Origin of the sequence: Dyadobacter luticola (assembly GCF_005860805.1) — a bacterium.
Classification (GTDB): Bacteria; Bacteroidota; Bacteroidia; order Cytophagales; family Spirosomataceae; genus Dyadobacter; species Dyadobacter luticola.
Map to the genome: position 1 here is coordinate 963,574 of NZ_VCEJ01000005.1, position 24,981 is coordinate 988,554.

A 24,981-nucleotide genomic window follows, 5' to 3' on the forward strand; every position below is an offset into this window, starting at 1 on the left:
TCAGGTTTTAGAAATGGTTAAGAGATTAGGAATACAGCAATGCAAAATATAGGGTTTAGGAATAATCACTACCGGCACTCTCCGCCTTTGATGGTAACATTCTTACCGTCAATGGTATACTGGAAAGCATTTGACAAACTCAGCAATTTCAAAACATCGTTCAAAGTGGCGTCTTCGTTGAAGCTGGCCATCACCCGGCAGTTGGCCAGGTTTTTATCTTTTACATTTATTTTAATGGCGTAATGTTCTTCTAACTTGCTGATTACCTCTGCATAAGTATTGTTTCTGAAAACCAGCGGCTCATTTCGCCATGCACCAATGTCAGCCAGGCTAACGATGTCTATATACGTCTCGTCTTTTTTGGTGTTGATGACCAGTTCCTGCTGCGGGGTAAGCTGCGTGATCCGGATCGGCGAGCCGCTTTCAATCTCTTTGCTTACCTCCACTTTTCCTGTCGCTACCGATACCGAGGCGATTTCTTCACCTTTATAAGCTTTCACATTGAATGAGGTGCCCAGTACCTGCGTCGATACCTTTTCGCTGCGCACGATAAAAGGTTTTTCGGGATTATGGACCACTTCAAAAAATGCTTCTCCTTCCAGATAAATTACTCTTTTATCCGCAACAAAGGCTTCCGGAAAATCGATTTTGCTGTTTTTGTTCAACCAAACTTTGGAGCCGTCGGGCAACTGGAAGTTGATAATTCCTGCATTCCCGCTGACCTGCCGGGCCAGTTTTACGCTGGCGACCGGGTTTCTGGTGGTGTTTTTATTAACAAATAAATAACCTAACCCGATCAGAATGAGCACACTCGCCGCTGCCAGCCAGGAATTGATTTTTGGCAGCCTGAAAACTTTCTTCCTGCTTTCTTCACTTTCCAAAGAAATATCCGACTGGCTTGAAATCAATGCGTGCAGTCTTCGCAGCCCACGTTCCGCATCAAATTCCGATAAGTCGTCGGGCTGTTTTTCCTGCTGCCATGCTTCTTTGATCTGCTCAAACAGCTGGCTGTTACTGTAATCGTCCAGCCACCATTCCATAGCCAGTTTTTCTTCCGGGCTACATTCGCCTGCCAAGTACTTGGCGATCAGGGGCCATGGCGTTTGATCTGACATTGAATTAGGTGCTTTCAATGTCAGGACAAGGAAAAAAAGAAGTAACCCCCATCCGGGGAGGAAATTTTTTACAACCGATAGGTTTTTTGCAGGAGCTTCAATTGTTTGATGGCCTTACCCATCTGATTTTCAACGGTTTTGGCGGAGAGAGAGAGAATTTCAGCAATTTCATTGTAGGAGAAACCTTCGAAACGGTTGAGCTGAAAAATGGCTTTTCTTTTGAGTGGCAGGTGGTCCACCATATCAGAAACCCGCGATTCAAGCTCGCGGTACATCAGCTCGTCTTCCGGGCCCGCATTGACTTCGATTAAATCCTCGCTGAGATCTTCCATGATGCGTTTTTCCTGCTTCATGTAATTGATGCAGGTGTGGCGCGTCGCCGTGAAAAGGTAGGAGCGGACGTTCTTTTCGACGGTGAGCGTATCCCTTTTTTCCCAGATCCTGAAAAAAACATCGGCGACGATTTCTTCGGCGAGGTCGCTGCGGTTGCTGAGGTAAGTGGCGAAGCGGCAGAGGGAATTATAGTATTTCCGGAAGAGGCTATCCAGGCCACGGCTGTCTCCCTGCTTGATGAGTGACACGAGCAACAAGTCGTCCTGGGCGTGGTTCATGGAAGTGGGTTATTTAGCTGCCGGATAAAAATAGTAATATTTTATTTGGCAGATTTTGAATTCGAACAAAGAATCGTTGAATAATTTTTAAAATTAAGAAAGTTTACAAAAATAAATGAAGAACCGCTGAAAATATTCTTGCGAGCGAGTTTTCAGCGGTTCTGGCAGTTTAAACTAAAATAGGGTATGTCGGACGCGTCAGTTCAAAAAGAGCTGCTTTACGCAAACCGGAGTAGGTACGGAAATTTCTTTCCCGGTATAAGTCAATTGACCGGTTTTGGCATCGCGCGTGAAAAACACCACATTGTCATTATCCCGGTTGGTCACGATGGAAAAATCACCTTTTTGGTCGATCAGAAAATTCCGGGGATGCTTGCCATGCGTATCGGCATGTCCGGCTACGGTCAGTTTACCGGTTTGTGCGTCAACCGCGTAGATTGCCAAACTTTCGTGACCGCGGTTGGAGGCGTAGAGGAATTTGCCGTCGGGTGAAAAGTGGATGTCGGCGGCGTAGCTTTTTCCGGTAAAATCACCCGGTAACATCGTCACGCGCTCCATCGGCACCAGCGCGCCGGAGTTTTTCACAATCTTAAAAGAATTCACCACCGAACCCAGCTCACAAGCCGAGTAGCCAAAGTTTCCGTTCGGGTGGATCGCGAAATGTCGCGGACCGTCGCCGGCTTTTACTTCTGCATAAGGTACTGAACCCGGCGTCAGTTTTCCGGTTTTTTGATCCACAGCATAAATAAGGATTTTGTCGATACCCAAATCGGAGGCATAGATAAATTTACCATCCGCAGAAGGGATAACCGAATGCATGTGAGGCTTTTGGCCTGCCGCGCCTTTATCCTGAATGCTGTCTGCCGCCGCGCCGATCGTACCATCCGCATTTAACAAATACACCCCAAGCTGGCCGCTGCCATAGTTGGAAACATATAAAAACCGGCCTTTCGGATCCACTGCCACGTGGCACGGGCCTTTCCCAAGTGAAGATTTCGCATTGACGCTCGTCATCTTCCCGGTCGACTGGTCGATTGAAAAAGAGGAAACCGTATTATTGCCTTCGTTGGCTGCGTAGAGGTATTTTTTGTTGGGATGAAATTCCAGAAAAGAGGGGCTGGTTTTGCTGGTCAGTACCTGCAACTCTTTGATAGAAAAGTCTTTACGGTCGAGCTCGTAGACATAGATACCTTCGCCTTTCTGGGTATAGGTGCCGACATACAGAATTTCTTTGGACGATTTTTGCGCGAATGTCATGACGGCAGAAATGAGGCAGAAGAATGTTAAAATGGTTAATCTCATCGGTTTAGAAAATTTGGGTAAAAGAATTTATTCAAAAAGTAATGTGCCGAACTTCTGGTATTCATGGAAGCTGCCGCCTGTTTTTTGCCAGGAATAATAGGCGGTTTCGGCGTCGTAATCAATGCGGTAAAAGTTGCCTTTCCACTTCGTGCCGGATTTTGGGATAGCCGGAACAATCGGCTTTAATAATGCATAGGGAATGAAAAACTCGGCTTTCCAACCTTCCACGGAAGCCATACTTTTCTTTTGGCCACCCTGAGCGCTCGTTTCATGCTGCACTTTGTTCCGCTCGTTGTAAACCCATGGTTTCCAGCCTTGTGCGCCGCCTTTCATGTTCGGTACCAGGATCGGCAGCTCGTAGTTCAGGGGCGAAACTTCGTATTCAAAATAGATCGGGAAAGAATTGTCCGGCCAGAGAAAAACCTCCACGACATCTTCCTTGAACAACATGCCATAATCTTCCAGGATGGTCGAAGTCAACTTTTGGTCCGTACAATCGAAGAGGAAATACAGCCCCTTTTCGGAATACATGATTTTTACCTTGGTCGGAAATTGTTTCCCAGGACCGGGTTGTCCGGGACCTTTCTGGACGGTCAGGTCGAGCCACTGTGCCGCGGCCCAGTTGGAGGCGGTTCCTTCTCCATTTACTTTAAAATCGGTAGTTTTTTTTATCGTCAGCACAGAGTCGGCGGGAGCAGCGAAAGTGCTGTGAAAAAGCAGGGTACCTGCCACGATGAGGCAGGAGAGCGCAAATTTTTTTAACATTAATGAAAAGTTAGAATTAAGATAATTTCAGGTTTTAGGAAAATGAGGTACTTTGCAATGCAATTTGAGCAGCAGCTGCCGTCTTCGAAGCGTGGCAATTTCATTAGGTTTTTACATATTACCAAATGATTATTTGCAAGTAAAAACACAGCCGGAAAATCTTAGCAGGAGAGTCCTGGTTTTGGAATGATTATTTATAAAACCGTGCTTACATTTAATACAACCTTTTAACTTTTAATATCATGATACGCGAAAGAGGAGAGCCGGCTATTGCGGATACCAGCAAGCCGATCATAGAACCACCAGTTTTCCCGGACGTGCCGGAAAGTACGCAGAAAACGCGCGCAGTTGCGCAAGATCCCGACTTGCTTGGCGACGAGGATGAAGACGATGAGGATGTGGATGTAACCGACGAAGAGGACAAGGAAACGGACGATGAATTTGACGACGAGATCGACGACAGCAAAATCGTTATCGAAGATCCGGATGATATTTTGAATTCGGTTGACGATGACGACGACGATTTCTGAAACATTGTTTTAAAATTTGAAAAGCCTCCCGGAGCACAATCCGGGGGGCTTTATTTTTGGTAAATGAGTAATGAAATGGTTCTTCTGACTTATTCAGCTAAATTATTTTGTTCTCATTTTTCCTAGCCCAATGAATTCTGCCGAAAAGAATGTTACTCAAAACATTACACAGGTAATCGCCGCTTCTTCCCTTGGTACACTGATTGAATGGTATGATTTCTACATTTTCGGCAGCCTGGCCGTCATCATCGGGCAGCAATTATTTCCCAGCGATGCCGGCGCTTCGGCGCTGATCAACACCCTCGCGATCTTCGCAGCGGGCTTCATCGTGCGGCCTTTCGGTGCGCTGGTTTTTGGTCGGCTGGGTGATTTGATAGGGAGAAAATATACATTCCTGCTCACATTGGTTTTGATGGGCGGCTCGACATTCCTGATCGGGCTGATACCTTCTTATTCCAGCATTGGTTACGCCGCACCGATCTTGGTTCTGATACTGAGACTTGTTCAGGGCCTGGCACTGGGCGGCGAGTATGGCGGTGCCGCGACTTATGTGGCCGAGCATGCGCCGGTGGGCAGAAGAGGCTTTTTTACGAGCTGGATCCAGACTACCGCAACATTGGGTTTGTTTCTCTCGCTGGGCGTTATTGTGTTGACAAAGAATTTGTTAGGTGCGAAAGCATTTGCCGACTGGGGCTGGCGGATTCCTTTTCTGGTATCGATCCTGCTGGTGGGGGTGTCGATTTATATCCGGATGAAAATGCACGAGTCGCCGGTTTTTACAAAGCTGAAATCGGAGGGCAAAATTTCTGCTAACCCTCTGAAAGAGAGTTTTCAAAAGCGGGCTAATTTCAAAATGGTGCTGCTGGCTTTGTTTGGCGCGACGATGGGGCAGGGGGTGATTTGGTACACCGGCCAGTTTTACGCGCAGTCTTTTCTGGAAAATACCTGCAAGCTGGATTTTAACGAATCTCGCTACATTCTGCTCTGGGCAATTCTGTTTGCGACGCCATTTTTTGTCGTTTTCGGATCTTGGAGTGATAGAGTGGGTCGCAAGTGGATTATGCTGACGGGTATGCTGCTCGGCGTGGTATGTTACCGGCCGATTTACCAGTATTTTCTTGACGCAACGAATGTGAAGGAAATGCAGAAAACCATGCTGCAAACTACCTCAGAGCCGGTCGTAGAGCGCGGTTTGGTAAAAGATAAGCTGGATTCGCTGGTCACTACGACGGTCAGCAAAACATTAAACAATGGTATGACATTCAAGGAATCGACAATCGTGATCACGCCGGAAGATGTGCTGGAACCTATTCCCGAAGTGCAAACTGTTATTAAAGATGTGACATTGACGGGCCAGTCTTACATTATGGTGATCGTGCTGGTTTTCTTCCAGGTTTTGTTAGTTACGATGGTATATGGGCCGATCGCGGCATTTCTGGTAGAGCTTTTCCCGACGCAAATCCGGTACACTTCGATGTCGCTGCCTTACCATATTGGAAATGGTGTATTTGGCGGGCTGGTGCCATTTATCGCCACTTTGGTCGCTTCTTTTGCCGGCTCTACGCCGCTGTCCGGTCTTTGGTATCCGATTGGGATTGCGACATTGTCCTTTATCATCGGGGCGATTTACATTGATAACAAGGTCGATAATAATGTGATGGATTGATGGTTTTGAGTGCGAAGAATTGATCATTTATTTCTTTTAAAACATTTAAAATGAGCGCTTTAAAAAAATATCTTGGGATTTTGTGGATGCTGCTGGGGCCGGTGATTATTATCTTTTTGTTCATGCAGGCCAGTGAAAAAATCGCGGCTGCGGCAGAAGGCATAGCCCGCACCAATACCACGCTGCAGTGGTCGATCATCATCCTGATTTTCATCCCGATCTGCGCCGGACTGGTCATTTTCGGTTTGTATGCCTGGCAGGATGAGTACAACCATTTGCCGGAAAGCGCTTCGGATTTGAACGGATAGTTTCTATTTTTGGCTTGTATCCATCCACAAGCCAGTTTATGAAGGACGAGGTTTTTATTTTAGCTGCGGCCCGCACGCCGATCGGTAGTTTTGGCGGAAGTCTCTCATCGGTGCCGGCAGGCAAGCTGGGCGCCACGGCGATTCAAGGCGCATTGTCCAAATCGGGTGTTTCGCCTGAACAAGTCCAGGAAGTTTTCATGGGTAATGTGGTGTCGGCTAACTTAGGTCAGGCACCGGCGCGACAAGCGGCGATCTTTGCTGGTCTGCCTCCGGAGGTTATCTGCACGACGGTCAACAAAGTATGCGCCTCGGGTATGAAAGCGACGGTTTTCGCGGCGCAATCCATCCAACTCGGCGATGCGGACATTGTAGTGGCTGGCGGGATGGAGAATATGTCGCAGATCCCTTATTATCTTCCCAAAGCAAGAAATGGTTACGGATACGGTCATGGAGAAATTATCGATGGGCTTGTAAAAGACGGATTGACAGACGTTTACGATCAAAGCGCGATGGGCTTGTGCGGAGATCGCACAGCTTCGAAGTACAACATTTCACGCGAGGAGCAGGATGCATTTGCGATTTCATCCTATAAAAGAAGTGCGGAGGCGACTGAAAATGGGTTTTTCTCCAATGAAATTGTGCCGGTAGAAGTGCCGTCGCCCAAAGGCGGGGAATCTGTTTTTGTAAAAGAAGACGAAGAGTTTAAAAAGGTAAAATTCGAAAAGATACCCACATTAAAACCGGTTTTTTCCAAAGACGGAACAGTCACTGCTGCCAATGCTTCCACGATCAATGATGGCGCGGCGGCTTTGGTACTCGCAGGAAAATCGGTCGTCAACATTTCCGGATTAAAACCCGTAGCGCGCATTGTAGCTTATGCAGACGCCGAGCAGGAGCCAGCCTGGTTTACCACCACACCGATCATTGCCACGCAAAAAGTTTTGAAAAAAGCCGGCCTATCGATTTCTAATATCGACTATTTTGAAGTAAACGAGGCATTTGCAGTTGTTGCCCTGGCTTACATCAAAGAATTGAACTTGGATATTAATAAAGTAAATGTTTTCGGCGGGGCAGTTTCGCTGGGACATCCGCTGGGGGCGTCGGGCGCACGCATTATCACGACATTACTTTCTGTTTTGGAAAAAAACAATGGCAGGTATGGACTCGCCGCGATTTGTAATGGTGGTGGCGGTGCGTCGGCAATTATTTTGGAGAAACTTTAAGATTCTTTGATCAGCACTTTCAAGCGGTCGTAAAAACCGGTGCTTTTGAAAGTAAATGTTTTATGCAAAATGTAGTTGCTGACAAAGCTGAAACCCATCCCACAGATGTATGAGCCCATTTCAGTAATGTTCACTTCCTTTTTTCCAAAAGGCAGCTTTGCCTTATAAATGTCCATGCCGAAAAAATCGACTGCCAGCCAGTAAGAACCTACTGTAAAGAGCTGGGTGACCAGATAAGACACCACGGCAACCATCAAAAATTTCACCATTTCGCGGCGCGTCTGGTTGGTGCGACGGGCGTCAAAAGCGAATAATTTGGTAAGTGTAAAACCTACGACGAAACCGACGAGGTAAGAAGGAAAAATAGAAGCACTCCACGAAATGCCGAACCAATCCTGGATTAAACTGCTGGAAACTAACTGAATAACTGCGCCGGTGCCTGCAACAATGAAATAAGCAATGAGATCTTTGGCATTAAAAATTTTACTGTTTTTTGATTCGGCCACGTGCGTGAAAAGTTGGTTAAAGAACGGCGTGAATTGCAATTGAGGCCCAATATTAGAAAGAAAATGGTCTCGAAACAAAAGCGGTATCCGTAATTTGAGCGAATGGATCGCTGCCCTGGCGGGGTAGCCGAGGTGGCATTGTTTTTGTTGACTGTATAGCGGTTACCGTTCATCGGTCGAAAGAAAAGTCAGTTGTAACCGCAATTACGTTCCTATGAAAAAAGCATTTTTATTAGCCACCTTATTAATCTCTGTTTTCTCCGCATTTGGTCAGCCCGAAAAATGGGCTGTGGGTTTTGAAGTAGGCGAGCCTATTGCCGTCAGTATCAGGAAGTATGGCGACCGCAATGCGCTGGATATCAGCGTCGGGTCTTATATTGGCCTCTTTAAAAGCAAGGATAATTACAAAGTGAGCAATGATGATCTGGGAGGCGTCGGCGTGATGTTCAACGCAACTTATTTGTGGTATGTGACCTTCTTTAATGACCGGATGACGGCCTACATCGGGCCGGGCGTGCAGGTGAATTCGAGACGTTATTACCCCGACCGGGATGTGAAATCGGTGCATACGACCAACATTTCCACGGGGCCATCGGCTACGGCGGGTTTGGAATTTTTCTTCGCCGAGCGCCCGGCCTCGTTTTTTGTGGAAGGTGGCGGCTACCTCGAACTGATTCCGAAATTCTTTTATTTCAATCCCAATCTCAGCATCGGGATAAGGCATAACTTTTAACCTATAACATTTTGAAAACGAACATTATATCTTACTGCTTGATTTTTCTGGCGCTCATTCAGTTTTCCTGCTCCGAAACCTTACAGCGCCGGTACGATCAGCGCCACGGCACCACTTCGTCCAGCGACCGCTACGGCAATGACGACCGCGACCGCTCCCGGACTTCGCCTACCACAACCGGCAAAGATGCCTACCGCCGCGACTATGATAAAATGATGGAGGAGGATGTAAAAAGCAACTATCCCAAAGCAGACTACAACCAGAAACTCGTGACGCAATACGAGGAAATGGACAAAATGGGGGAGTTGGTTTTGTATGAATTGGACATTCTCGAAAACCGCTGGAATGCGCTGACGGACGATTATAAAAACGCAAATTCTTCTGAAAAAGAGTCTATTGCAAGCCAGCTAGACCGGATTACCGACGACCGGCTGGTGCTTTATAAAGCCTACACCAATATTTACAAAAACGGAAAAACCAACTGGCTCGTGGTGAAGCCGGAGGTGGAAAACACATTGCGGTCGGTCAGGAGGGTTTCGGAAAAATAATTACCAGCCGGCACCTTTTGTACCGGTTTTGATACGGCAAATGTAGCTGTCGACGGTCAGGTATAAGGTACTGCCATCGTCTCCCCAGGCGCAGTTGGAGGTCAGCTCGCCCATTTCGATGCGGCCGAGCAGTTTTCCTGCGGGCGTCAAGACCAATAATCCGCCTGGGCCGGAAGTCCAGATGTTACCATCTTTGTCAATTTTCAAGCCGTCAGGCAGGCCTGCTTTTTCGGCTTTTACCATCGGAGTAGCGTCGTAGAGCAATTTTCCGGTGCCGATTTTCCCATTTGCATCGACAGGGTAGGACATGAGCACTGCTTTTTCAGGATCGGATTGGGCGATGTATAATGTTTTGCCGTCGGGCGAAAATGCGAGTCCGTTGGGCCGGGTCAGGTCGGTGATTTCCATGGTTACCTTGCCGTCTTTGGCGATGCGGTACACGCCAAATTGTTGGATTTCACGGCTGTTATCTTCATGTTTTTTGCTCAAACCGTAGGGTGGGTCGGTGAAGTAGTAGCTGCCATTTGAATGTTCGGTCACATCATTCGGGCTGTTGAAACGTTTGCCTTCAAATTTGTCGGCTAGTGTGATTTTTCCACCGCCTTTTAATGGCATGGCCGAAATCCGCCGATCGCCATGTTCGCAGGAAACGAGGCGGCCTTTGCTGTCGATGATCAATCCGTTGCTGCCTTCTTCATCACTATACATGCCGAGGCCGGTATAACCCGATGGTTCGAGAAATACGGATAAACCGCTTTTTTCTTCCCATTTATAAACCTTGTTTTTCGGCACATCTGAAAATAGCAGATACCCGCCATCCTTATTCCAAACCGGCCCTTCCGACCAGTCAAAGCCTGAGGCCAAGACTTCTACCTGGGAAGTTTTCGGAAGCAATTTTTCAAATGCAGGATCTTCGTAGATTACTTTTCCTAATGTTGGATAGACTTTTTGCGCAGCTGCGAACTGGACGGCGAATAATGTTAGGGAGAGGAAAAGTAGAGTGGATTTCATTTTTTCTCGGTTTGTTTTTGTTGCCACGAATACACGAATACACGAATCGAGCACGAATTATTCGTGTATTCGTGGCAATAACAAAAAGGAGTGAGAGTAGCTCAACTACTGGACAGAAAGAATCAAACTACAATAAGGGGCTAGCTCAGCGTGCGAGAATGCGCCAGAATGTGAAGAATCCGTAGAGTAAAGAATATTTTTAAAATCAGCCTTGTCCTCAGGCAGATACACATTTTTAATATCCCCACTCAGATTATGAATAATCACCAGCGACTTATCAACGTGCGGCCGGAAGTAGGCCAGCAGCTGATCATCATGCAAACATACCCGATGCAAATTCGGCGCGAAAATCTGGCTTAATGCAGGCTCCGTTTTCCTCAAAGAAATCAGTGCGCGATAATGATGGTAGATGGAATTAGGGTCACTTTTTTGCTCGAAGAGCGGCGTAATCGTCTGGTTTGTAGAAAATTGTGCGTGGATCCAATGCGTATTTTCAGAAACCTCACTTTCATTTTCCGACCACAAAAAAGGCTCGCGGATGTAAGGATCCGGCTTCGTGCCCAGCATCCCGATTTCTTCCCCATAATATAAGTAAGGCTGGCCGGGCAATGTCAGTAAAATGCTGGCTGCCAGCTTGATCTTCGCTTTATGATTGCTCACGACGCTACCGATCCGGTCTTGGTCGTGGTTGGTGAGCATGATGGCGTCGATGAAAAGCGGATTATATTTTTCAAAAAGACTATAACTCTCCCGTAACTTTTCTACAATCTCTTCGTCGTGCTCCTGCACTACAATGCGCTGCAAGGCAAAGCTGAGGTCAAAATGAAAAGTCGCATTTAGATAGCGAAAATAAGGGGCTACTTCCTCGGTTTCAGCCCAAACCTCGGCCACCGTAAATGCGTCCGGTTTGACATTATTAACGAGTTTTGAAAAATAATCCCAGAAACCGATACTCTCCTCTTTCTCCCAATCGGGATAAATGTGCCGCGCCGCATCCAGCCGGAAACCGTCCACACCGATTTCAACCAGCCAGAAACGGATGATCTTCTCCAATTCTGCACGCAGCGCCTCTGAGTGGTAGTTCAGGTCAGGCATGCCTTTGAAAAACAACCCGTAATATTTTTCCTGGTCTTCCGGGTTGTCGTGCCAGGGATATACTACCTGCGAATCGTCCGAGGTTTCGCGCTTGGAAATGCCCAACGCTTCGATCTGCGGCGGCGTCATCCACCAGTAAAAATTCCGGAAAACATTATCGTGACTTTTGCGCGCTTCGGCAAACCAGGGGTGCAATGTGCTGGTGTGGTTAATGATCAGATCGAGGTAGATCTGAATGTTCCGCTCGTGCGCCGCGGCCAGCAATGTTTTAAAATCTTCCAGCGTACCGTACTCAGGTTCAATGGAATAATAATCAGTAACGTCGTATTTGTGATAGCTTGGCGACGGATGTATCGGGGTTAGCCAGATCGCTTCGATACCCAGCTCGGCCAGGTAATCCAGTTTTGAAATAATCCCCTGCAAATCGCCGATCCCGTCCCCGTTTGAATCACAAAACGAGCGGACGAAAATTTCATAGCAAATGCGCGGGATGAATCTGGACTTGTCGGCAATCATTACGAGCTATTCCTGCCTGAAATAAGGCTTTAACATTTGATAAACAACCTGGACGGGCAGCCCCATGATGGTGTAAAACGACCCCTCGATTTTCTCAATACCCACCATCCCGATCCACTCCTGGATCCCATAGGAACCCGCTTTGTCGAAGGGTTTGTACTTCTCAATATACCAGGTTATTTCTGAATCCTCTAACTCCCGGAAGTAAACTTTTGCCTGGTCCGAGATCGTCAGCAGCGAATCACCGTCCAGCAAGCTCACTGCTGTGATCACTTCATGACTTGTCCCTGACAGCATTTTCAGCATTTCAAATGCTTCTTCCGGTCCGGCAGGCTTATTCAGGATTTTTTCATTTGCAACCACCACGGTATCAGCCGTTAAAATCAGATTTCCAGGACGTGCGCCACGGAACATTTCGGCTTTTTCCCTGGATATGTAACCTGCTACTTCTTTGGTAGAAAGATCAGCGGGAAAAGTTTCGTCGGTTGGGAGCACCTCGACATTGAATTCAAATCCTGCGTCAGTGAGCAGCTGCTTTCTTCGTGGGGAGTTGGAGGCGAGGGTGAGAGGTCTGGTAAGTTGGGGCATTTCTGTTTTTTTTAAATAAAATCTTATTGCCGGAACTATCGGAAGATTAATAGATGTTATGACATTAAATGTAGTAACATTATTTACATTTAAAACTATCAGCTATGTCTATTGAAACTGATATCAAGCAAAATAAATTTCGAAGTGCTTATCAGCGGCTGGCGTTAAATCTGGTTTATACGTCCAACTGGCTAGAATACAAGCAGCTTGAAATTTTCAAGCACTACGACATTACCTCACAGCAATACAATGTGCTGCGGATTTTGCGTGGTCAGCAGATGAACCCGATCAAGGTGAGCGATATCACGGAGAGAATGCTGGACAGAAATTCCAACACTTCGAGGCTGGTAGACAAGCTGTTGGCAAAAAACCTGGCGAAAAGGACGTCTTGTCCGAATGACCGCCGCGCGGTGGACGTCGTGATCACGGAAGAGGGGCTGCAATTACTTACTGAAATCGATCCTTTTGTGAATGCCTGGGAGGAGCGTTTCAACATTATTACACCGGAGGAAGCGGATACGATCAGTGGGCTGCTGGATAAGCTGAGGGAATCGGATCAGTAATCCAAGTTTCACCAATTTTCAAGAATTAAACCAATCACAATAATCAGTAAATCAATCAATTCAATTTAAAATGAAAACTACAATGAAATCTGTTAAACTTTTTGTGGCATCTCTGGCTGTGGCGCTTTTTGTTTCTTCCAATGTTTCGGCTGACAAAAAAGTAACTACGCTGAAAGTGAACCCTGCGAAAAGTGAGCTTACCTGGGTAGGTAAAAAAGTGACTGGCGAGCATACCGGCAAAATCGCGCTGAAAGAAGGAAATATCATTATGGATGGCTCGAAACTGACTGGCGGTAAATTCGTTGCCGACCTGACCAGCATTACCAACACCGATTTGACTGACAAAGAATACAACGGCAAACTGATCGGCCACTTGAAATCGGACGACTTTTTCTCTGTTGAAAAACACCCTACTGCAACTTTCGTGGTAACAAAAGCTACGCCGAAATCTGCTGGTGTGTACGATGTAACCGGTGATTTGACGATCAAAGGCATAACAAAACCGGTTACATTCCCGGTGACCGTAAAAACAACTCCTGCTGGTGCGGAAGCGACTGGTACTTTGGTAGTTGACCGCTCGAAATATGACATCAAATACAACTCGAAATCGTTCTTCGAAAATCTTGGTGACAAAATGATCAATGACGATTTCACGATTGACGTGAAACTGGTTGCTAGTAAATAAAGATAACCTCTGGCCGGGCAGTTTGGCCCGGTTCAGATGTTTATTCTGAATGACTTAGAGTGCATTAAAGCCTGTCCGGATGTGGCAGGCTTTATTTTTTTGCCCTAAAATGTCGGTTAGAGATTGTTTTCGCGGTATTTGGGAAAATCGTCCATAAACCTGACCTGGCCATTTACCGCCTGGAAACAATAGTGGCTCATGCCATTTGTAACCGCCAGAAATTGCGGTTGGAGCGTAAAATTATACCGGCTGATCTGCGCGAAAGTGGCGTCGTTTACGGAAATGAAGGGAGCCTTACATTCCACCAGCAAAAATGGCAGCGAACTGGAAGAGAGGATCATAATGTCGGTCCGTTTCGCTAGGGTGTTGTAAACCATGCCGGTTTCGACGGCGAACAAGGATTTTGGATAGCCATAATGTGTGATCAGTAAATGTATAAAATGCTGGCGCACCCATTCTTCGGGCGTCAGCGACACGAATTTTCTGCGGATGATGTCGAAAATATACGGTTTCCCATTTACCTGCTTAACTTTATAAGCGAACTCTGGGAGGTTTAATGATTCCATAAACGAAGATACGCATCGCATGACTACCAAGGAACAAATCGTCGAAAACTGGCTTCCGCGCTATACCGGGACGCCTGTGGAGGAATTTGGGAGCTATATTTTACTGACCAATTTTGGCAATTATGTGACCATGTTTGCGGAAAAATTCGATGTGCCGGTCAAAGGAAAGGACCGGGCGATGCAAACTGCTACTGCCAAGGACATTACCATCATCAACTTCGGTATGGGCAGCCCGATGGCGGCCACGGTCATGGACCTTTTATCAGCGATCAGCCCCAAAGCCGTCTTGTTTTTAGGTAAATGCGGCGGCCTCAAAAAAACGCAGGTAGGTGACCTGATTCTGCCGATTGCAGCGATCCGCGGCGAAGGTACCGGTGACGATTACATGCCGCCTGAGATTCCTGCATTACCTTCATTCCGCCTTCAAAGCACGGTTTCGGCCAGCATTGCCAAACATAAAATGGATTACTGGACCGGCACGGTTTACACCACCAACCGCCGCATCTGGGAGCATGATAACGAGTTCAAAGAATACCTCCGTGAAATCCGTGCGATGGCGATCGATATGGAAACCGCTACGATTTTTATTGTTGGTTTTGCCAACTCCATCCCCCATGGCGCGCTGCTGCTGGTATCCGACAATCCGCTGGTGCCGGAAGGTGTGAAAACAGAGGAAAGTGATAAAAAAGTGACGACCAATTTTGTCAAAAAACACCTGGATATCGGCATCGAAGCTCTGACAGAACTGGCCCGCTCAGGTGCTTCTGTCAAACATTTGCGTTTTGAAAACTGATTTTTATTGCTTTTTCAAATTGTATCCTGCCCAAGGTTTGGTCGCATCGTCGATCACCAGAACCCAGTCGGTATCCGGCCCGGCAGCGTAAGGTTTGAATTCTTCCGTTTTATTATTTCCGTATTCCCCGATTTTCAGGCTAGACCCGTCGCGCGGGTTGAACCAGTACACCAGCAATGTCTTAGCGCTGAATTTGGTCAGGTTAATGCTGAGCGGCAGTCCGAGCGGGGAGTAAATAAATGCGAAATCTTTTGCTGCTGAAAGCGCACCGATCTGATATCCGCCGTTTTCAGGATTTTCATTTTTAATGATTTCCTGGTTGGGTACCAACGTTTCCCAGGGATGAGAATCCGCCAGTTTTCTCACGTACCCCATATCGAAAGCGCCGGGTAGGTCAATCGCTTGCTGCCAGTTGGTTTTCGCGAACGACATCGGCTTGTGCAGCGCATTATTAAACATTTGCCAAACCGGGTGACAACCGTAAGTATGCCCGGCCGCACCGGATAAAAATGACCACCACGCCGCCTGCCGCACATCGAAATCATTGAAATAACCATTTTCGGGCTTCCAGTTGATGGCGTGATCTTCGTATCGGGGCTCCGCGTCAATGGTTGGTTTCGGCGGCGTCTTCGCGTAATCCTTGCGGATCATCGTGTAATTTTTCAAGTTCCGGAAATTGTGACCAGACTGTACCAGGTTCAGATCAAGCCAATCTGAATTATGAAAATGTTTGGAAGAATAACTCGCACCGGTCGGGTGGTAAGTAATCAGTTGCGAGCCGCCTGCCACTTTCCGGATACTCGTCGCCATCGCATTAATAATCGCGGTATGTTTCTCGTTTTCAGGGTCGCGGTCCCCGCCCAATACCCAGATCACGCCTTTGCTCTTATATCTTTTTGCCAAAAAGTCTCCGTACACTTTCGCGTTTTCCGGTGTCAGGATTTCCGGCCCGTAATCCCACTTTTTACTGAATTTATCACCCCAGGTTGGCAGCAGGCCCATGTAAATACCCAGCTTATTAGCCTCTTCCACAACCCGGTCGACATGTTTGAAATACTTTTCGACAGGTTTGGTCGGATCATTGTTTTCAAAAACAATGTCGCCGTATTTGTTAGGAACATTCGATCCTTCAAAATCAGCGCCAATCACGGCCAGCACTACATTGAATCCTTTATCTGCCCGGTTTTTCAGGTACATTTTCGCTTCCTCAAAGCTCAGCCGGTGCAGCAGCTCCCAAGCCGTATCGCCCAGCCAGAAAAACGGTTTGCCATTTTGGTCTGAAATGTATCGGTCGCCTTTTTTGACTTTCAGTTCAGGTAATTTATTCTGCGCGTGCAGGTTGCAGGTTGAAATCAGGAGGAAAAGCAGGGCAAGAAACTGTTTCATCTGAATCGGAGTTTCGAAATGGGTAGGTTAATATTTTTAAAAGCGCGAAACCGTCAAGACTACTGTGCTCTACTGGTTATGCGTATAGGCTCTCTGCGAAAAATTTGATTGAAATGGAAAATGAAACATTATACGAGCGCATCGGCGGTGACGAGGCGCTGCGGCAATTGACAAATACTTTTTACGACCTGGTTTTCAATCACGAGCTGATTTCCAGACTCTTCAAAACCGACAAAGACCTCATCAAGGAAAAGCAAAGACTCTTCCTGACCCAATTCCTAGGCGGCCCGCAGCTCTACTCCGAAGTCTACGGCCACCCCATGATGCGCGCCCGCCACATGCCCCATACCATCACCGAGGACGACGCCATTGCCTGGCTCCAATGCATGTCCGAAGCCGTCGGGCAGTTGCCGATTAGCAGAGAGTTGAAGGATGAATTGTTTGATCGGTTTCCGAGGACGGCATTTTTTATGGTGAATAGCTGAGGATCAATAGCTTATTGAGTGAGTAAAAAAAATATTTCAGATTTTCGCGTTACCAAATGAAAATGTTGACGTCTAAATAGTAGTTCTATATTTGGGAACTTTACTATTTTTGTCACCATAAAACTTTTCTCAATGAAGAGAATCTTTGTTAAAAGCGCGTTGCGCGATTTTTGGAACAGGTATCCGGAAACCGAGCAGTATTTAAAAATCTGGTATGATACCGTAATAAATTCGGAGTGGAGATCGCCAGCTGATGTTAAACAAACCTACGCGAACGCGAGTATTTTGAAAGACGGCAGGATCGTATTTAATGTTAAAGGTAACGCATTCAGACTTGTAGCTAAATTCAATTTCTCGAAGCAATGGGTTTTTATCAGGTTTATTGGTACACATCAGGAATATGATCGTATTGACGCTAATTTAATTTAAGCTATGAGATTAATAAAAACAGAACAAGATTACAGGACAGCATTAAAGCGAATGGAATTGCTTTTTGATGCTGAGGAAGGAACTCCGGAGAGCGATGAAGCAGATGTGCTGGCATTGATTATTGACGCTTATGAAAATGAGCATTATCCTATCGAAGCGCCGGACCCAATTGAGGCGATAAAGATCAGAATGGAAGAGTTGAATCTCCGGCAGGCTGATCTTATTGATGAGATTGGCGGAAAAAGTAGGGTTTCGGAAATATTGAGTAAGAAGCGAAAGTTGACAGTTGAAATGATCAGAAATTTGTCCTCGCGGCTTCACTTATCAGTAAATAGTTTGATCGGAGATTACCAATTAAGCAGGTAAAATATGCGTCCTGATTTCCTGGAACAAGAATTCCATACCTTTGCCTCATGAATTTTAAAGAGCAATTAGCGGGGTATCCGGTTTTGGAGATCGTGGCGGGAGCGGCGAAGGAGCTTGGTGTGGAGGCGTATGTGATCGGAGGTTTTGTCAGGGACCTGATACTCAAAAGGAATAGTAAGGATATTGATGTTGTTTCCATAGGCAGCGGTATCGAACTGGCAGAATTGGTTGCCAGCAGGCTGGGGCCGGATGTTTTTGTGAGTGTTTTTAAGACTTTTGGTACTGCCCAAATCCGTCAAGGCGACCTGGAAATTGAATTTGTCGGCGCGAGAAAAGAATCTTACAGAAGTGACTCCCGTAAGCCGGCCGTAGAAGATGGTACATTGGCCGACGACCAGAACAGACGCGATTTTACCATTAATGCGATGGGTATCAGTCTGGATAATAAGATGTTCGGCGAGCTGATCGATCCCTTTGACGGGATGAAAGACCTGCGCAAAAAGATCATCCGCACCCCGCTGGAACCTGAAATTACCTTCTCAGACGATCCACTGAGAATGATGCGTGCGATCCGGTTTGCGAGTCAGCTGAATTTTGACATTGAGCCGGATACTTTCGATGCGATCATCAAAATGAAAGACCGCGTTTCCATCGTTTCCGCTGAACGGATTTCTGACGAGCTGAATAAAATCATTCTTTCCCCGACCCCTTCTTACGGTTTCAAATTACTTTTCCATGCCGGTTTACTCGCGATCATTTTCCCGGAAATGATTGAACTGCAAGGCGTTGAAAACATTGAAGGCAAAGGTCACAAGGATAATTTTTATCACACCTTACAGGTCCTCGATAATGTTTCCCAACATACCAACGACCTCTGGCTGCGCTGGGCTGCGATTTTGCACGACATTGCCAAACCTGCTACCAAGAAATTTGACAAAAAAATAGGTTGGTCTTTTCATAACCACGAGGAAGTAGGCGCGCGCATGGTGCCGGTCATTTTCAGGCGGATGAAACTGCCTCTGAATGAAAAAATGCGGTTTGTGAAAAAACTCGTCAGGCTGCATTTACGACCAATAGTTTTGTCCAAGGACCAGATTACGGACTCCGCGATGCGCAGGCTGCTCGTGGAAGCTGGCGAGGACATTGAAGCTTTAATGAAACTCTGCCGCGCCGACATTACCTCCAAAAATCCCGAAAAAGTAAAACGCTACCTGCAAAATTTCGATCTCGTCGAGCAAAAATTGAAAGACCTGGAAGAGCGCGACAAGCTGCGTAATTTCCAGCCGGTAATTACGGGTGAGATGATCATGGAAGCCTTCGGATTGAAGCCTGCCAAAGAAGTCGGTATCATTAAAGAAACCGTCCGCGAGGCGATTCTGGAAGGCATCATACCCAATGAATATGAGCCAGCATTTGCCTACATGCTCAGGGAAGGCGAAAAACTCGGGCTGAAAGCGCAGCAAACTGGCATATAATTTTTAAACCGCATCCACTTATTTCTATTTTTGCAGCCAACATTTGACCTCCCATTTCAGCATGGAAAACAATACCCAGTTTAAACGTTTCTTTGGCGCTCTCCTGACCATTTTAGGCATCGTAGTCCTTCTTTTCGCTTGCGTAGCATTCCTTTCCGACAAACCCGTACTTGGCCTAACGGTTTCTAAATGGGAATCGATCGTGCCTTTTCTGGTAGGCACCGTATTTCTTTTGACAGGCGTGAACCTCGTCAAAGGCTAAGTCGAGCGCACCAGAATTCCCCCTACTGTACATTCCAGGCACTTTCGCGGGACACAAAAGTTATTATACCATTCAATCAAAGCCTGCGAATCCGCGGCTGTTTTGACGCGCATGCCTAAATTCGCCCACTCGCGCAGGATATGGTTGTTTTCGGCAGGCACTTGCGAAAGCCAGTAAATCGCCTTGTCCAGCATTTCCGGCTGCTGTTTTTGTTTTGAAAAGGCCACGAGCAGCGGCGCAACCACATTGATCACGAGCAGGGCAGAGGCATCCTTGCCCATCGCCGGCACTTTGTTTTTTGATTTTTTACCAAAAACATAATGTTCCGTCCAATATTCGGACTGCGGTGCGTGAAAGATTTCCTGCAAATCGGCGATGGGTTCTGCGGTAGTCAGCATTAAAAACAGATTGCCGGTTTTGCTCAGTAACCTGGCAAGCTGGGCGAGGCGGACAGTCGGGAAACCAGCCGGCCTGAGTTTCGCAAATTTCCACTCATGCGGCTGCATGGTTTCTTCGCTTAACCTAAATTTGGCGCTCAAAAACTGAAATTCTTTCCGCAACTGCCGCACATAGTTTTCATCTGAATCGTCGGGTATCATGCCTGCCATGCCAAAAAGCAATGCTTCCACCTGAACCAGCCGGTCGCGGTGTTTCTGAATGATTTTCCAGGGCGTGATGCGGGTTAGTCTTGCGAAAGCATGGTCATTCAATTTAAAACCATAATGCCGGCCAAGCCACTGGTAAGTCGTTTTCTCCCAGTCATTTTGATTGATTTCCAGCAAATGCAGTACTTCGCCGGCTTTGCGCTCCAATCTTTCCAGCAGCACGCGGTCGAGCATGGCGTATTTGTGAATCTCAGCAATTTCAGCAAAGCTACCGGCGCAGGGAATGCCTGTCTTGACGTCCTGCAAAGCTGCATACTTTTCCAAAACTGCCATTTTTACCAAACCCTTCAATGTTAATGTGGGTATCAATGTGCCGTCGTTCCGGACCACCGGTTTATCATTTTCCCAAACCACATGCAGGATCACATTTTCGTACGCCCGGTCTTTCTCATGCGTATGCACAAACCAGTCCGACGATTTGACATGGATTTCTACGCTGCCGTGCCAATGTACTTCGTCAATAATCACCGAAGCCTGCGAAAAATCCGGCCCGGAATTCACATTCTTATAACCCGTGCGGATGACCGAAATGTGCAGATTTTCATCGGTTTGCAGGTTTGCGGTTTCAAAATACTGGTACCGCCAGATAAAACTCAGGATATCTTCATTCATAGAAAACAGAAACAAGGGGGTTGAAAATTGATAAATATGGTCTTCGATTTCTTTGTCTAAACCTGATTAGTTTCTGTTCTTTGTACGCTGGTTATCTGGTTTGGTTTCTCTTTTTTGTAGTAAAAAATTTTTATGCTCCGCCGTCTGCAATTTATTGCGCTCCGTGTCCTCATCGTTTTTTTGGTTGTTTCAATTGTTTGGGTGGTCATTCTGAGGTTTTTACCAGTTTGGGTTACGCCTTATATGATTTCCAGAAAAATTGAAGCATTTAGAAATGACGACGATACCGAGATTTTTCACGACTGGGAGCCCTATGAAAATATCTCGAAAGAAGTGGCCCTAGCCGTCGTAGCTTCCGAAGACCAGAATTTCCCAAAGCACTGGGGTTTTGATTTTGACCAGATCTATAATGCAGTAACTGAAAAGCGCAAACGTGCCCGTGGCGCCAGTACCATTTCCCAGCAGGTGGCCAAAAATGTTTTTTTATGGCACGGCAGGAGTTTTATCCGGAAAGGTCTGGAAGCTTACTTTACCATTTTGATCGAAGTGATCTGGGACAAAGAGCGGATTTTGGAAGTGTACCTCAATGTGGCCGAAATGGGGGATATGACTTTTGGCGTGGAGGCTGCGTCTTTGCGGTATTATAACAAATCAGCGAAAAAACTTTCCCGGTACGAAGCGGCGCGCATCGCAGCCGTACTTCCCAACCCGATCCGTTTCTCAATCAAAAATCCGTCGGGCTACGTCAACAAACGTACCGGCCAGATTGTGAGACAAATGCGCTACCTCGGCGGCCAAAAATACATTGCCGACCTCTGAGTTTAAGAGGTAGTTAAATTCAGATTTGAAGCTTATTTCTAAGACTTCCCTTCGCCGCGCGCCGACTTTTTCGTCGGTGTAGATTTGCGTTTTGACTTTGATTTCGAGCTTTTTGAAGCCGTCGATCTTTTCTTTTTGGCTGACGACTTTGTCGGTGCAGCCGACTTTTTCTCAGGCCTGCTCTCTGTCGCCGCGGCAGGTGCTGCTTTTGGTGCACGAGGTTTTCCGCTGCTGTCAAAGGATGGCGGGCTTTCGTGGGAGGCAGGTAAAGTGGGGAATTTCTTAGCAAAAAGCGCCGATCCCTCGGCGGCAGAGGCAGGTTTGGAATAAGAAGACTTATAATCTCCCCGCGCCACCCTGGTCTTGACCGTCACCGACCGGGAGCGAAAATTGCCACCATAAAACTGTGAAAACCAAGCAGGATTCCGGAAATGTGCCCAACGCCGGTAATGTTTGTTGTAATAGGAGCGCCAATGATAATGATAGGCGTAATAGAAATGCCAGTACTGCGGCGGTTGGGGTTTCCAGTAAGCTGGGTAATTTCCCCAACGCATTGGAGAAGACCAGGTTACGTAGCCAGGCGCAAAAATATATTTAATGATCGGCCAGGAGGCGACTTCATTCGGGCCAGTAAATTTCGCGGCAGCAGCTACTTTCTCGGGGCCATACCCGGCGTGCGGCGTTTCGCGAAAGGTTTGGTCGGTGGGTTCGAGAAAATAATCCCTTCCATATAGATCTTCGTCACCCATCAACTGGATGAGAATCTGCCCGTTAGTTCTTTTTTCAACAAAGAAAACCGCGACATCCTGCTCCTCATAATCATTCAGCGGGACATCCAGCGTGATCGTGTGAATGTTGTTATTGAAATTGTCCGCTACCCGAATATAATCTACACGCTTGTCGCCGTCGAGGTCGAGGTTATTGATCTCGCAACCGCCAGAATTCAAAGCTTTTTCCAAACCTTCCAGCGTTTTTGATTCCTGGAAAAGCTTCATTACTGCGTAAAGATTGAGATTATCGCCGGGGAGATCCAGCTTTTCAGATTCAGACTGCGCTAGCGCGGGCAGCCTTGCCACAAGGAGCATTGCGGCAATCACGAAGGATAGAGGATATGTCATAACGTTAAGCGTCGGCAAGGTAGGGAAATACTTTTAAACAGAGAATAGCCGGACTACGAGTTGATGTAAAAATCTGACTTATTTTTCACTCTATTTAACTCTACCGCAGCTCGAAAAAGCCTTTTTTAACCAATGTCACACCAAAGTTACCGTGGCTCCCTGCCGTAATGTTGTATGAATTTCAGCGATCTGATCGGTATGCCGGAGCAGGGCTGCAATGTCGGCTTCCGGTGCATCGGAGGTAATTTTCGCCTTGTATTGAAAGTTCTTTCCCGGCTCCCCATCCGCCCCAAAATCCGCCGTACACTCAACTTCCACGCCTGTCACCGCCATATTACGTTTCGCCGCTTCCCGGTAAATGTCATTACAAAAACAAGTCGCGAGCGCCAGCAACAGCATTTCACCCCCATTTACAGAAGACCCATACCCGGTAGCTTTGGGCGCTATGGTTACCGACTTGCTCGCTCCATTTGTTTCAACTTGAACTTCGTGCTGGTTGTAGGCACTATGAATGTTGGCGGAGATTTTCATGGCAAAGGTTTGGATTTTGAAGTAAAAGGGGGGGCGAATTCGACCCCCCTAAGAGTCTCAATTACTTGATTATCAAATATAAATTCTTGTATAGAAATTAAAGATATCAAAAAATAACGCTCGCCTAATTCCTAGCCAACCCCTTGCTCCGCTCCTTCAAAAACCTATAATTCCGATGATGCGCCAGCATCGGGTCCAACTTTTCAAATAACCCCAGATTTTTCAAAGCAAACCAGTTGTTTTTAAGCAGATACAAACTCACATAAGACCGTGGGTTAGCCGCGATGAATGCGCTTGTTTTTTCTATTAAATCCTGATTTTCAATATTTTGCAGATTTAGCCAATATGCAGCGCTGTCGATTTGGTTTTTCTTGCGCGCCCGCCCTTCTGCGAGCAAGTAACTATTTGAGCGCTTTTCCGATGGCAGCTGAATGTTGTCCTGGAACATGCGCCACTCGACGTTGCTTTTTGAATGTGTTACCAGCGAACTGGACAGGTTGGCTGTATCCAGCCTGATCTGCGTCCCAGACTCGAAGAAAAATGTCAGTGAGCCTTTCATCTGCGATATTTGAAACTGGTACAAATCGGGCAGGAGGTTTTTATCCATTTGTAAATGCGTGGTATCAAAACCGAGCTGGATCGAATGCACGACGGCCGCAAAACCTTTTTCACGGGTCAATAAAATAGCCCTCCGATCATTGAGTGATCTCGGGGCTGCAATGCTTATGGTAACTTTTTGGGAAAATACGCTGCTTGCGAAAATCAGGACCAGCAGGAAAGGCAAGAAGACTTTTGTCATAAATCGCTAACGAACCGGCTCGGATTTTTCGTCGTCGAATATAACAAAAAGTGTCCTACTTCATCTCCACCTTCGCCACCACCGGCTGGTGATCCGACGGATATCTCTGCTCTTTCGCATCCGTCAGCACGCCATATTTCAGCACATCAATGTTCTTGCTCACAAAAATATAATCGATCCGATTCTGCATCGGCGCGTCGAATTTGAAGCTGTTGAATGTTCCTTCCGGGCCATAAGGTTTTTGTTTGGTAACGTTATGGCTATCATTCAAAACGCCGCTGATGGTTTTGATCTGTTCTGTGTCGGGTGTCGAATTGAAATCGCCAGTGAGAATAGTTGTAGCGTCTCCTGCAATTTCCTTGATCTTTTTTACCATCAAATGTCCCGACTGTCTGCGCGCTTCAACACCCTGATGATCAAAGTGTACGTTGAAAAAGAAGAACTTCTTTCTGGTAGCCAGGTCCTGAAACTCTCCCCACGAACTGATTCGGTTGCAGCAGGTCGCGTCCCAGCCTTTACCCGGTTTGTCGGGCGTTTCGCTCAGCCAGAAATCACCTGATTTGAGCAGTTTAAACCGGTCTTTTTTGTAAAAAATAGCCGAATGTTCACCTCCTTCTTTTCCATCATCGCGGCCTTTACCGATGTAGGCGAATTCCGTCAGCTCGGCTACATCTTTTATCTGGTCGATCAATGCTTCCTGCACGCCGAAAATGTCGAATTCATGGAACTGGATCAAGGCTTTTACATTCTCCTTGCGGTTTGGCCAGGCGTTGATACCGTCGTTTTTCGTGTTGTAGCGCAGGTTATAGGTCGCAACATTGATCGTATTTTTCTGGGCAATCGAAATGTTGGAGACTGCGACGAGGCACAGCAGCCAGAAGGTAATTTTTTTCATTGGTTTTGAGCTTAA

General features: G+C 46.8%; 30 protein-coding genes. 15 read left to right on the forward strand and 15 right to left on the reverse strand.

The window, feature by feature from the left end:
• Positions 1–68: 68 nt before the first annotated feature.
• From FEN17_RS23140 to FEN17_RS23155, 4 genes are all read right to left on the reverse strand, one after another.
• Complete coding sequence (locus FEN17_RS23140) at positions 69–1,115, reverse strand: FecR family protein (RefSeq protein ID WP_138367743.1); 1,047 nt, start codon at positions 1,113–1,115, stop codon at positions 69–71.
• Positions 1,116–1,183: 68 nt separating this feature from the next.
• Positions 1,184–1,726, reverse strand: a complete 543-nt coding sequence (locus tag FEN17_RS23145) for an RNA polymerase sigma factor (RefSeq protein ID WP_138367744.1) — start codon at positions 1,724–1,726, stop codon at positions 1,184–1,186.
• 198 nt (positions 1,727–1,924) lie between these two features.
• Positions 1,925–3,028 carry a lactonase family protein gene (locus FEN17_RS23150; protein ID WP_138367745.1) on the reverse strand — a complete coding sequence of 368 codons (1,104 nt, stop codon included), beginning with the start codon at positions 3,026–3,028 and terminating at the stop codon, positions 1,925–1,927.
• 27 nt (positions 3,029–3,055) lie between these two features.
• Entirely contained in the window at positions 3,056–3,793 is a 738-nt protein-coding gene (locus FEN17_RS23155) for a carbohydrate-binding family 9-like protein (protein WP_138367746.1), read from the reverse strand.
• Positions 3,794–4,035: 242 nt separating this feature from the next.
• On the opposite strand from FEN17_RS23155, the gene FEN17_RS23160 reads away from it, so the two are divergent.
• From FEN17_RS23160 to FEN17_RS23175, 4 genes are all read left to right on the forward strand, one after another.
• Positions 4,036–4,323 (forward strand): hypothetical protein, encoded by a 288-nt coding sequence (locus FEN17_RS23160; RefSeq protein WP_138367747.1) that lies wholly within the window; start codon positions 4,036–4,038, stop codon positions 4,321–4,323.
• 130 nt (positions 4,324–4,453) lie between these two features.
• Entirely contained in the window at positions 4,454–5,989 is a 1,536-nt protein-coding gene (locus FEN17_RS23165) for an MFS transporter (RefSeq protein WP_138367748.1), read from the forward strand.
• A 50-nt stretch (positions 5,990–6,039) separates the two neighbouring features.
• Positions 6,040–6,297, forward strand: coding sequence for a DUF6814 family protein (locus tag FEN17_RS23170; RefSeq protein ID WP_138367749.1), 258 nt, complete (start codon positions 6,040–6,042; stop codon positions 6,295–6,297).
• A gap of 38 nt (positions 6,298–6,335) precedes the next feature.
• On the forward strand, positions 6,336–7,520 hold the full coding sequence (locus tag FEN17_RS23175) for an acetyl-CoA C-acyltransferase (RefSeq protein ID WP_138367750.1): 1,185 nt from the start codon (positions 6,336–6,338) through the stop codon (positions 7,518–7,520).
• Here FEN17_RS23175 and FEN17_RS23180 read toward each other — a convergent pair.
• Positions 7,517–8,026, reverse strand: a complete 510-nt coding sequence (locus FEN17_RS23180; RefSeq protein ID WP_138367751.1) for a GtrA family protein — start codon at positions 8,024–8,026, stop codon at positions 7,517–7,519. The genes FEN17_RS23175 and FEN17_RS23180 overlap by 4 nt on opposite strands.
• Positions 8,027–8,240: 214 nt before the next feature.
• Here FEN17_RS23180 and FEN17_RS23185 point away from each other — a divergent pair, with 214 nt between their 5' ends.
• Both FEN17_RS23185 and FEN17_RS23190 read left to right on the forward strand, forming a co-directional pair.
• Positions 8,241–8,759: a hypothetical protein gene (locus FEN17_RS23185; RefSeq protein WP_138367752.1), complete on the forward strand. Its 519-nt coding sequence runs from the start codon at positions 8,241–8,243 to the stop codon at positions 8,757–8,759.
• Positions 8,760–8,770: 11 nt separating this feature from the next.
• Entirely contained in the window at positions 8,771–9,307 is a 537-nt protein-coding gene (locus FEN17_RS23190) for a hypothetical protein (RefSeq protein ID WP_138367753.1), read from the forward strand.
• Here FEN17_RS23190 and FEN17_RS23195 read toward each other — a convergent pair whose 3' ends face one another.
• The 3 genes from FEN17_RS23195 to FEN17_RS23205 all read right to left on the reverse strand — a co-directional run bounded on the left by FEN17_RS23195 (position 9,308) and on the right by FEN17_RS23205 (position 12,517).
• Positions 9,308–10,318, reverse strand: a complete 1,011-nt coding sequence (locus FEN17_RS23195) for an SMP-30/gluconolactonase/LRE family protein (protein ID WP_138367754.1) — start codon at positions 10,316–10,318, stop codon at positions 9,308–9,310. It lies immediately after the preceding gene.
• Between the two features lie 105 nt (positions 10,319–10,423).
• Positions 10,424–11,929: an alpha-amylase family glycosyl hydrolase gene (locus FEN17_RS23200; RefSeq protein ID WP_138367755.1), complete on the reverse strand. Its 1,506-nt coding sequence runs from the start codon at positions 11,927–11,929 to the stop codon at positions 10,424–10,426.
• A gap of 6 nt (positions 11,930–11,935) precedes the next feature.
• On the reverse strand, positions 11,936–12,517 hold the full coding sequence (locus FEN17_RS23205; RefSeq protein WP_138367756.1) for a Maf family nucleotide pyrophosphatase: 582 nt from the start codon (positions 12,515–12,517) through the stop codon (positions 11,936–11,938).
• A gap of 104 nt (positions 12,518–12,621) precedes the next feature.
• On the opposite strand from FEN17_RS23205, the gene FEN17_RS23210 reads away from it, so the two are divergent.
• Positions 12,622–13,080 (forward strand): MarR family winged helix-turn-helix transcriptional regulator, encoded by a 459-nt coding sequence (locus tag FEN17_RS23210; RefSeq protein WP_138367757.1) that lies wholly within the window; start codon positions 12,622–12,624, stop codon positions 13,078–13,080.
• Between the two features lie 82 nt (positions 13,081–13,162).
• Positions 13,163–13,765 carry a YceI family protein gene (locus tag FEN17_RS23215; protein WP_138367758.1) on the forward strand — a complete coding sequence of 201 codons (603 nt, stop codon included), beginning with the start codon at positions 13,163–13,165 and terminating at the stop codon, positions 13,763–13,765.
• Positions 13,766–13,881: 116 nt separating this feature from the next.
• On the opposite strand, the gene FEN17_RS23220 is transcribed toward FEN17_RS23215, so the two are convergent.
• A complete protein-coding gene (locus FEN17_RS23220; RefSeq protein WP_138367759.1) occupies positions 13,882–14,331 on the reverse strand; it encodes a type I restriction enzyme HsdR N-terminal domain-containing protein in 450 nt (149 codons plus the stop codon).
• 19 nt (positions 14,332–14,350) lie between these two features.
• Between FEN17_RS23220 and FEN17_RS23225 the strand changes: the two genes are divergently transcribed.
• Positions 14,351–15,124, forward strand: coding sequence for an AMP nucleosidase (locus FEN17_RS23225; RefSeq protein ID WP_138367760.1), 774 nt, complete (start codon positions 14,351–14,353; stop codon positions 15,122–15,124).
• 3 nt (positions 15,125–15,127) lie between these two features.
• Here the strand turns inward: FEN17_RS23225 and FEN17_RS23230 are convergent, their stop codons facing one another.
• Positions 15,128–16,510 (reverse strand): glycoside hydrolase family 140 protein, encoded by a 1,383-nt coding sequence (locus tag FEN17_RS23230; RefSeq protein WP_138367761.1) that lies wholly within the window; start codon positions 16,508–16,510, stop codon positions 15,128–15,130.
• Positions 16,511–16,623: 113 nt separating this feature from the next.
• Here FEN17_RS23230 and FEN17_RS23235 point away from each other — a divergent pair, with 113 nt between their 5' ends.
• The 5 genes from FEN17_RS23235 to FEN17_RS23255 all read left to right on the forward strand — a co-directional run bounded on the left by FEN17_RS23235 (position 16,624) and on the right by FEN17_RS23255 (position 19,527).
• A complete protein-coding gene (locus FEN17_RS23235; RefSeq protein WP_138367762.1) occupies positions 16,624–16,995 on the forward strand; it encodes a globin domain-containing protein in 372 nt (123 codons plus the stop codon).
• 132 nt (positions 16,996–17,127) lie between these two features.
• The gene (locus tag FEN17_RS23240) at positions 17,128–17,424 is read left to right on the forward strand and encodes a type II toxin-antitoxin system HigB family toxin (protein ID WP_138367763.1); all 297 of its coding nucleotides are present in this window, start codon (positions 17,128–17,130) and stop codon (positions 17,422–17,424) included.
• A 3-nt stretch (positions 17,425–17,427) separates the two neighbouring features.
• The gene (locus FEN17_RS23245; protein ID WP_138367764.1) at positions 17,428–17,790 is read left to right on the forward strand and encodes a helix-turn-helix domain-containing protein; all 363 of its coding nucleotides are present in this window, start codon (positions 17,428–17,430) and stop codon (positions 17,788–17,790) included.
• A gap of 47 nt (positions 17,791–17,837) precedes the next feature.
• Positions 17,838–19,265 carry a CCA tRNA nucleotidyltransferase gene (locus tag FEN17_RS23250; RefSeq protein WP_138367765.1) on the forward strand — a complete coding sequence of 476 codons (1,428 nt, stop codon included), beginning with the start codon at positions 17,838–17,840 and terminating at the stop codon, positions 19,263–19,265.
• Positions 19,266–19,326: 61 nt separating this feature from the next.
• The gene (locus tag FEN17_RS23255; RefSeq protein ID WP_138367766.1) at positions 19,327–19,527 is read left to right on the forward strand and encodes a hypothetical protein; all 201 of its coding nucleotides are present in this window, start codon (positions 19,327–19,329) and stop codon (positions 19,525–19,527) included.
• On the opposite strand, the gene FEN17_RS23260 is transcribed toward FEN17_RS23255, so the two are convergent.
• Complete coding sequence (locus FEN17_RS23260; protein WP_138367767.1) at positions 19,524–20,804, reverse strand: DUF2851 family protein; 1,281 nt, start codon at positions 20,802–20,804, stop codon at positions 19,524–19,526. The two genes, FEN17_RS23255 and FEN17_RS23260, sit on opposite strands and share 4 nt — an antisense overlap.
• Before the next feature lie 132 nt (positions 20,805–20,936).
• Between FEN17_RS23260 and mtgA the strand changes: the two genes are divergently transcribed.
• On the forward strand, positions 20,937–21,623 hold the full coding sequence (gene mtgA, locus FEN17_RS23265) for a monofunctional biosynthetic peptidoglycan transglycosylase (protein WP_138367768.1): 687 nt from the start codon (positions 20,937–20,939) through the stop codon (positions 21,621–21,623).
• A 38-nt stretch (positions 21,624–21,661) separates the two neighbouring features.
• On the opposite strand, the gene FEN17_RS23270 is transcribed toward mtgA, so the two are convergent.
• From FEN17_RS23270 to FEN17_RS23285, 4 genes are all read right to left on the reverse strand, one after another.
• Positions 21,662–22,741, reverse strand: coding sequence for a hypothetical protein (locus tag FEN17_RS23270; RefSeq protein ID WP_138367769.1), 1,080 nt, complete (start codon positions 22,739–22,741; stop codon positions 21,662–21,664).
• 135 nt (positions 22,742–22,876) lie between these two features.
• On the reverse strand, positions 22,877–23,272 hold the full coding sequence (locus FEN17_RS23275; RefSeq protein WP_138367770.1) for an OsmC family protein: 396 nt from the start codon (positions 23,270–23,272) through the stop codon (positions 22,877–22,879).
• Positions 23,273–23,396: 124 nt separating this feature from the next.
• Positions 23,397–24,071, reverse strand: coding sequence for a hypothetical protein (locus tag FEN17_RS23280; protein ID WP_138367771.1), 675 nt, complete (start codon positions 24,069–24,071; stop codon positions 23,397–23,399).
• Between the two features lie 55 nt (positions 24,072–24,126).
• A complete protein-coding gene (locus FEN17_RS23285) occupies positions 24,127–24,966 on the reverse strand; it encodes an endonuclease/exonuclease/phosphatase family protein (protein WP_138367772.1) in 840 nt (279 codons plus the stop codon).
• Between the last annotated feature and the right edge of the window lie 15 nt (positions 24,967–24,981).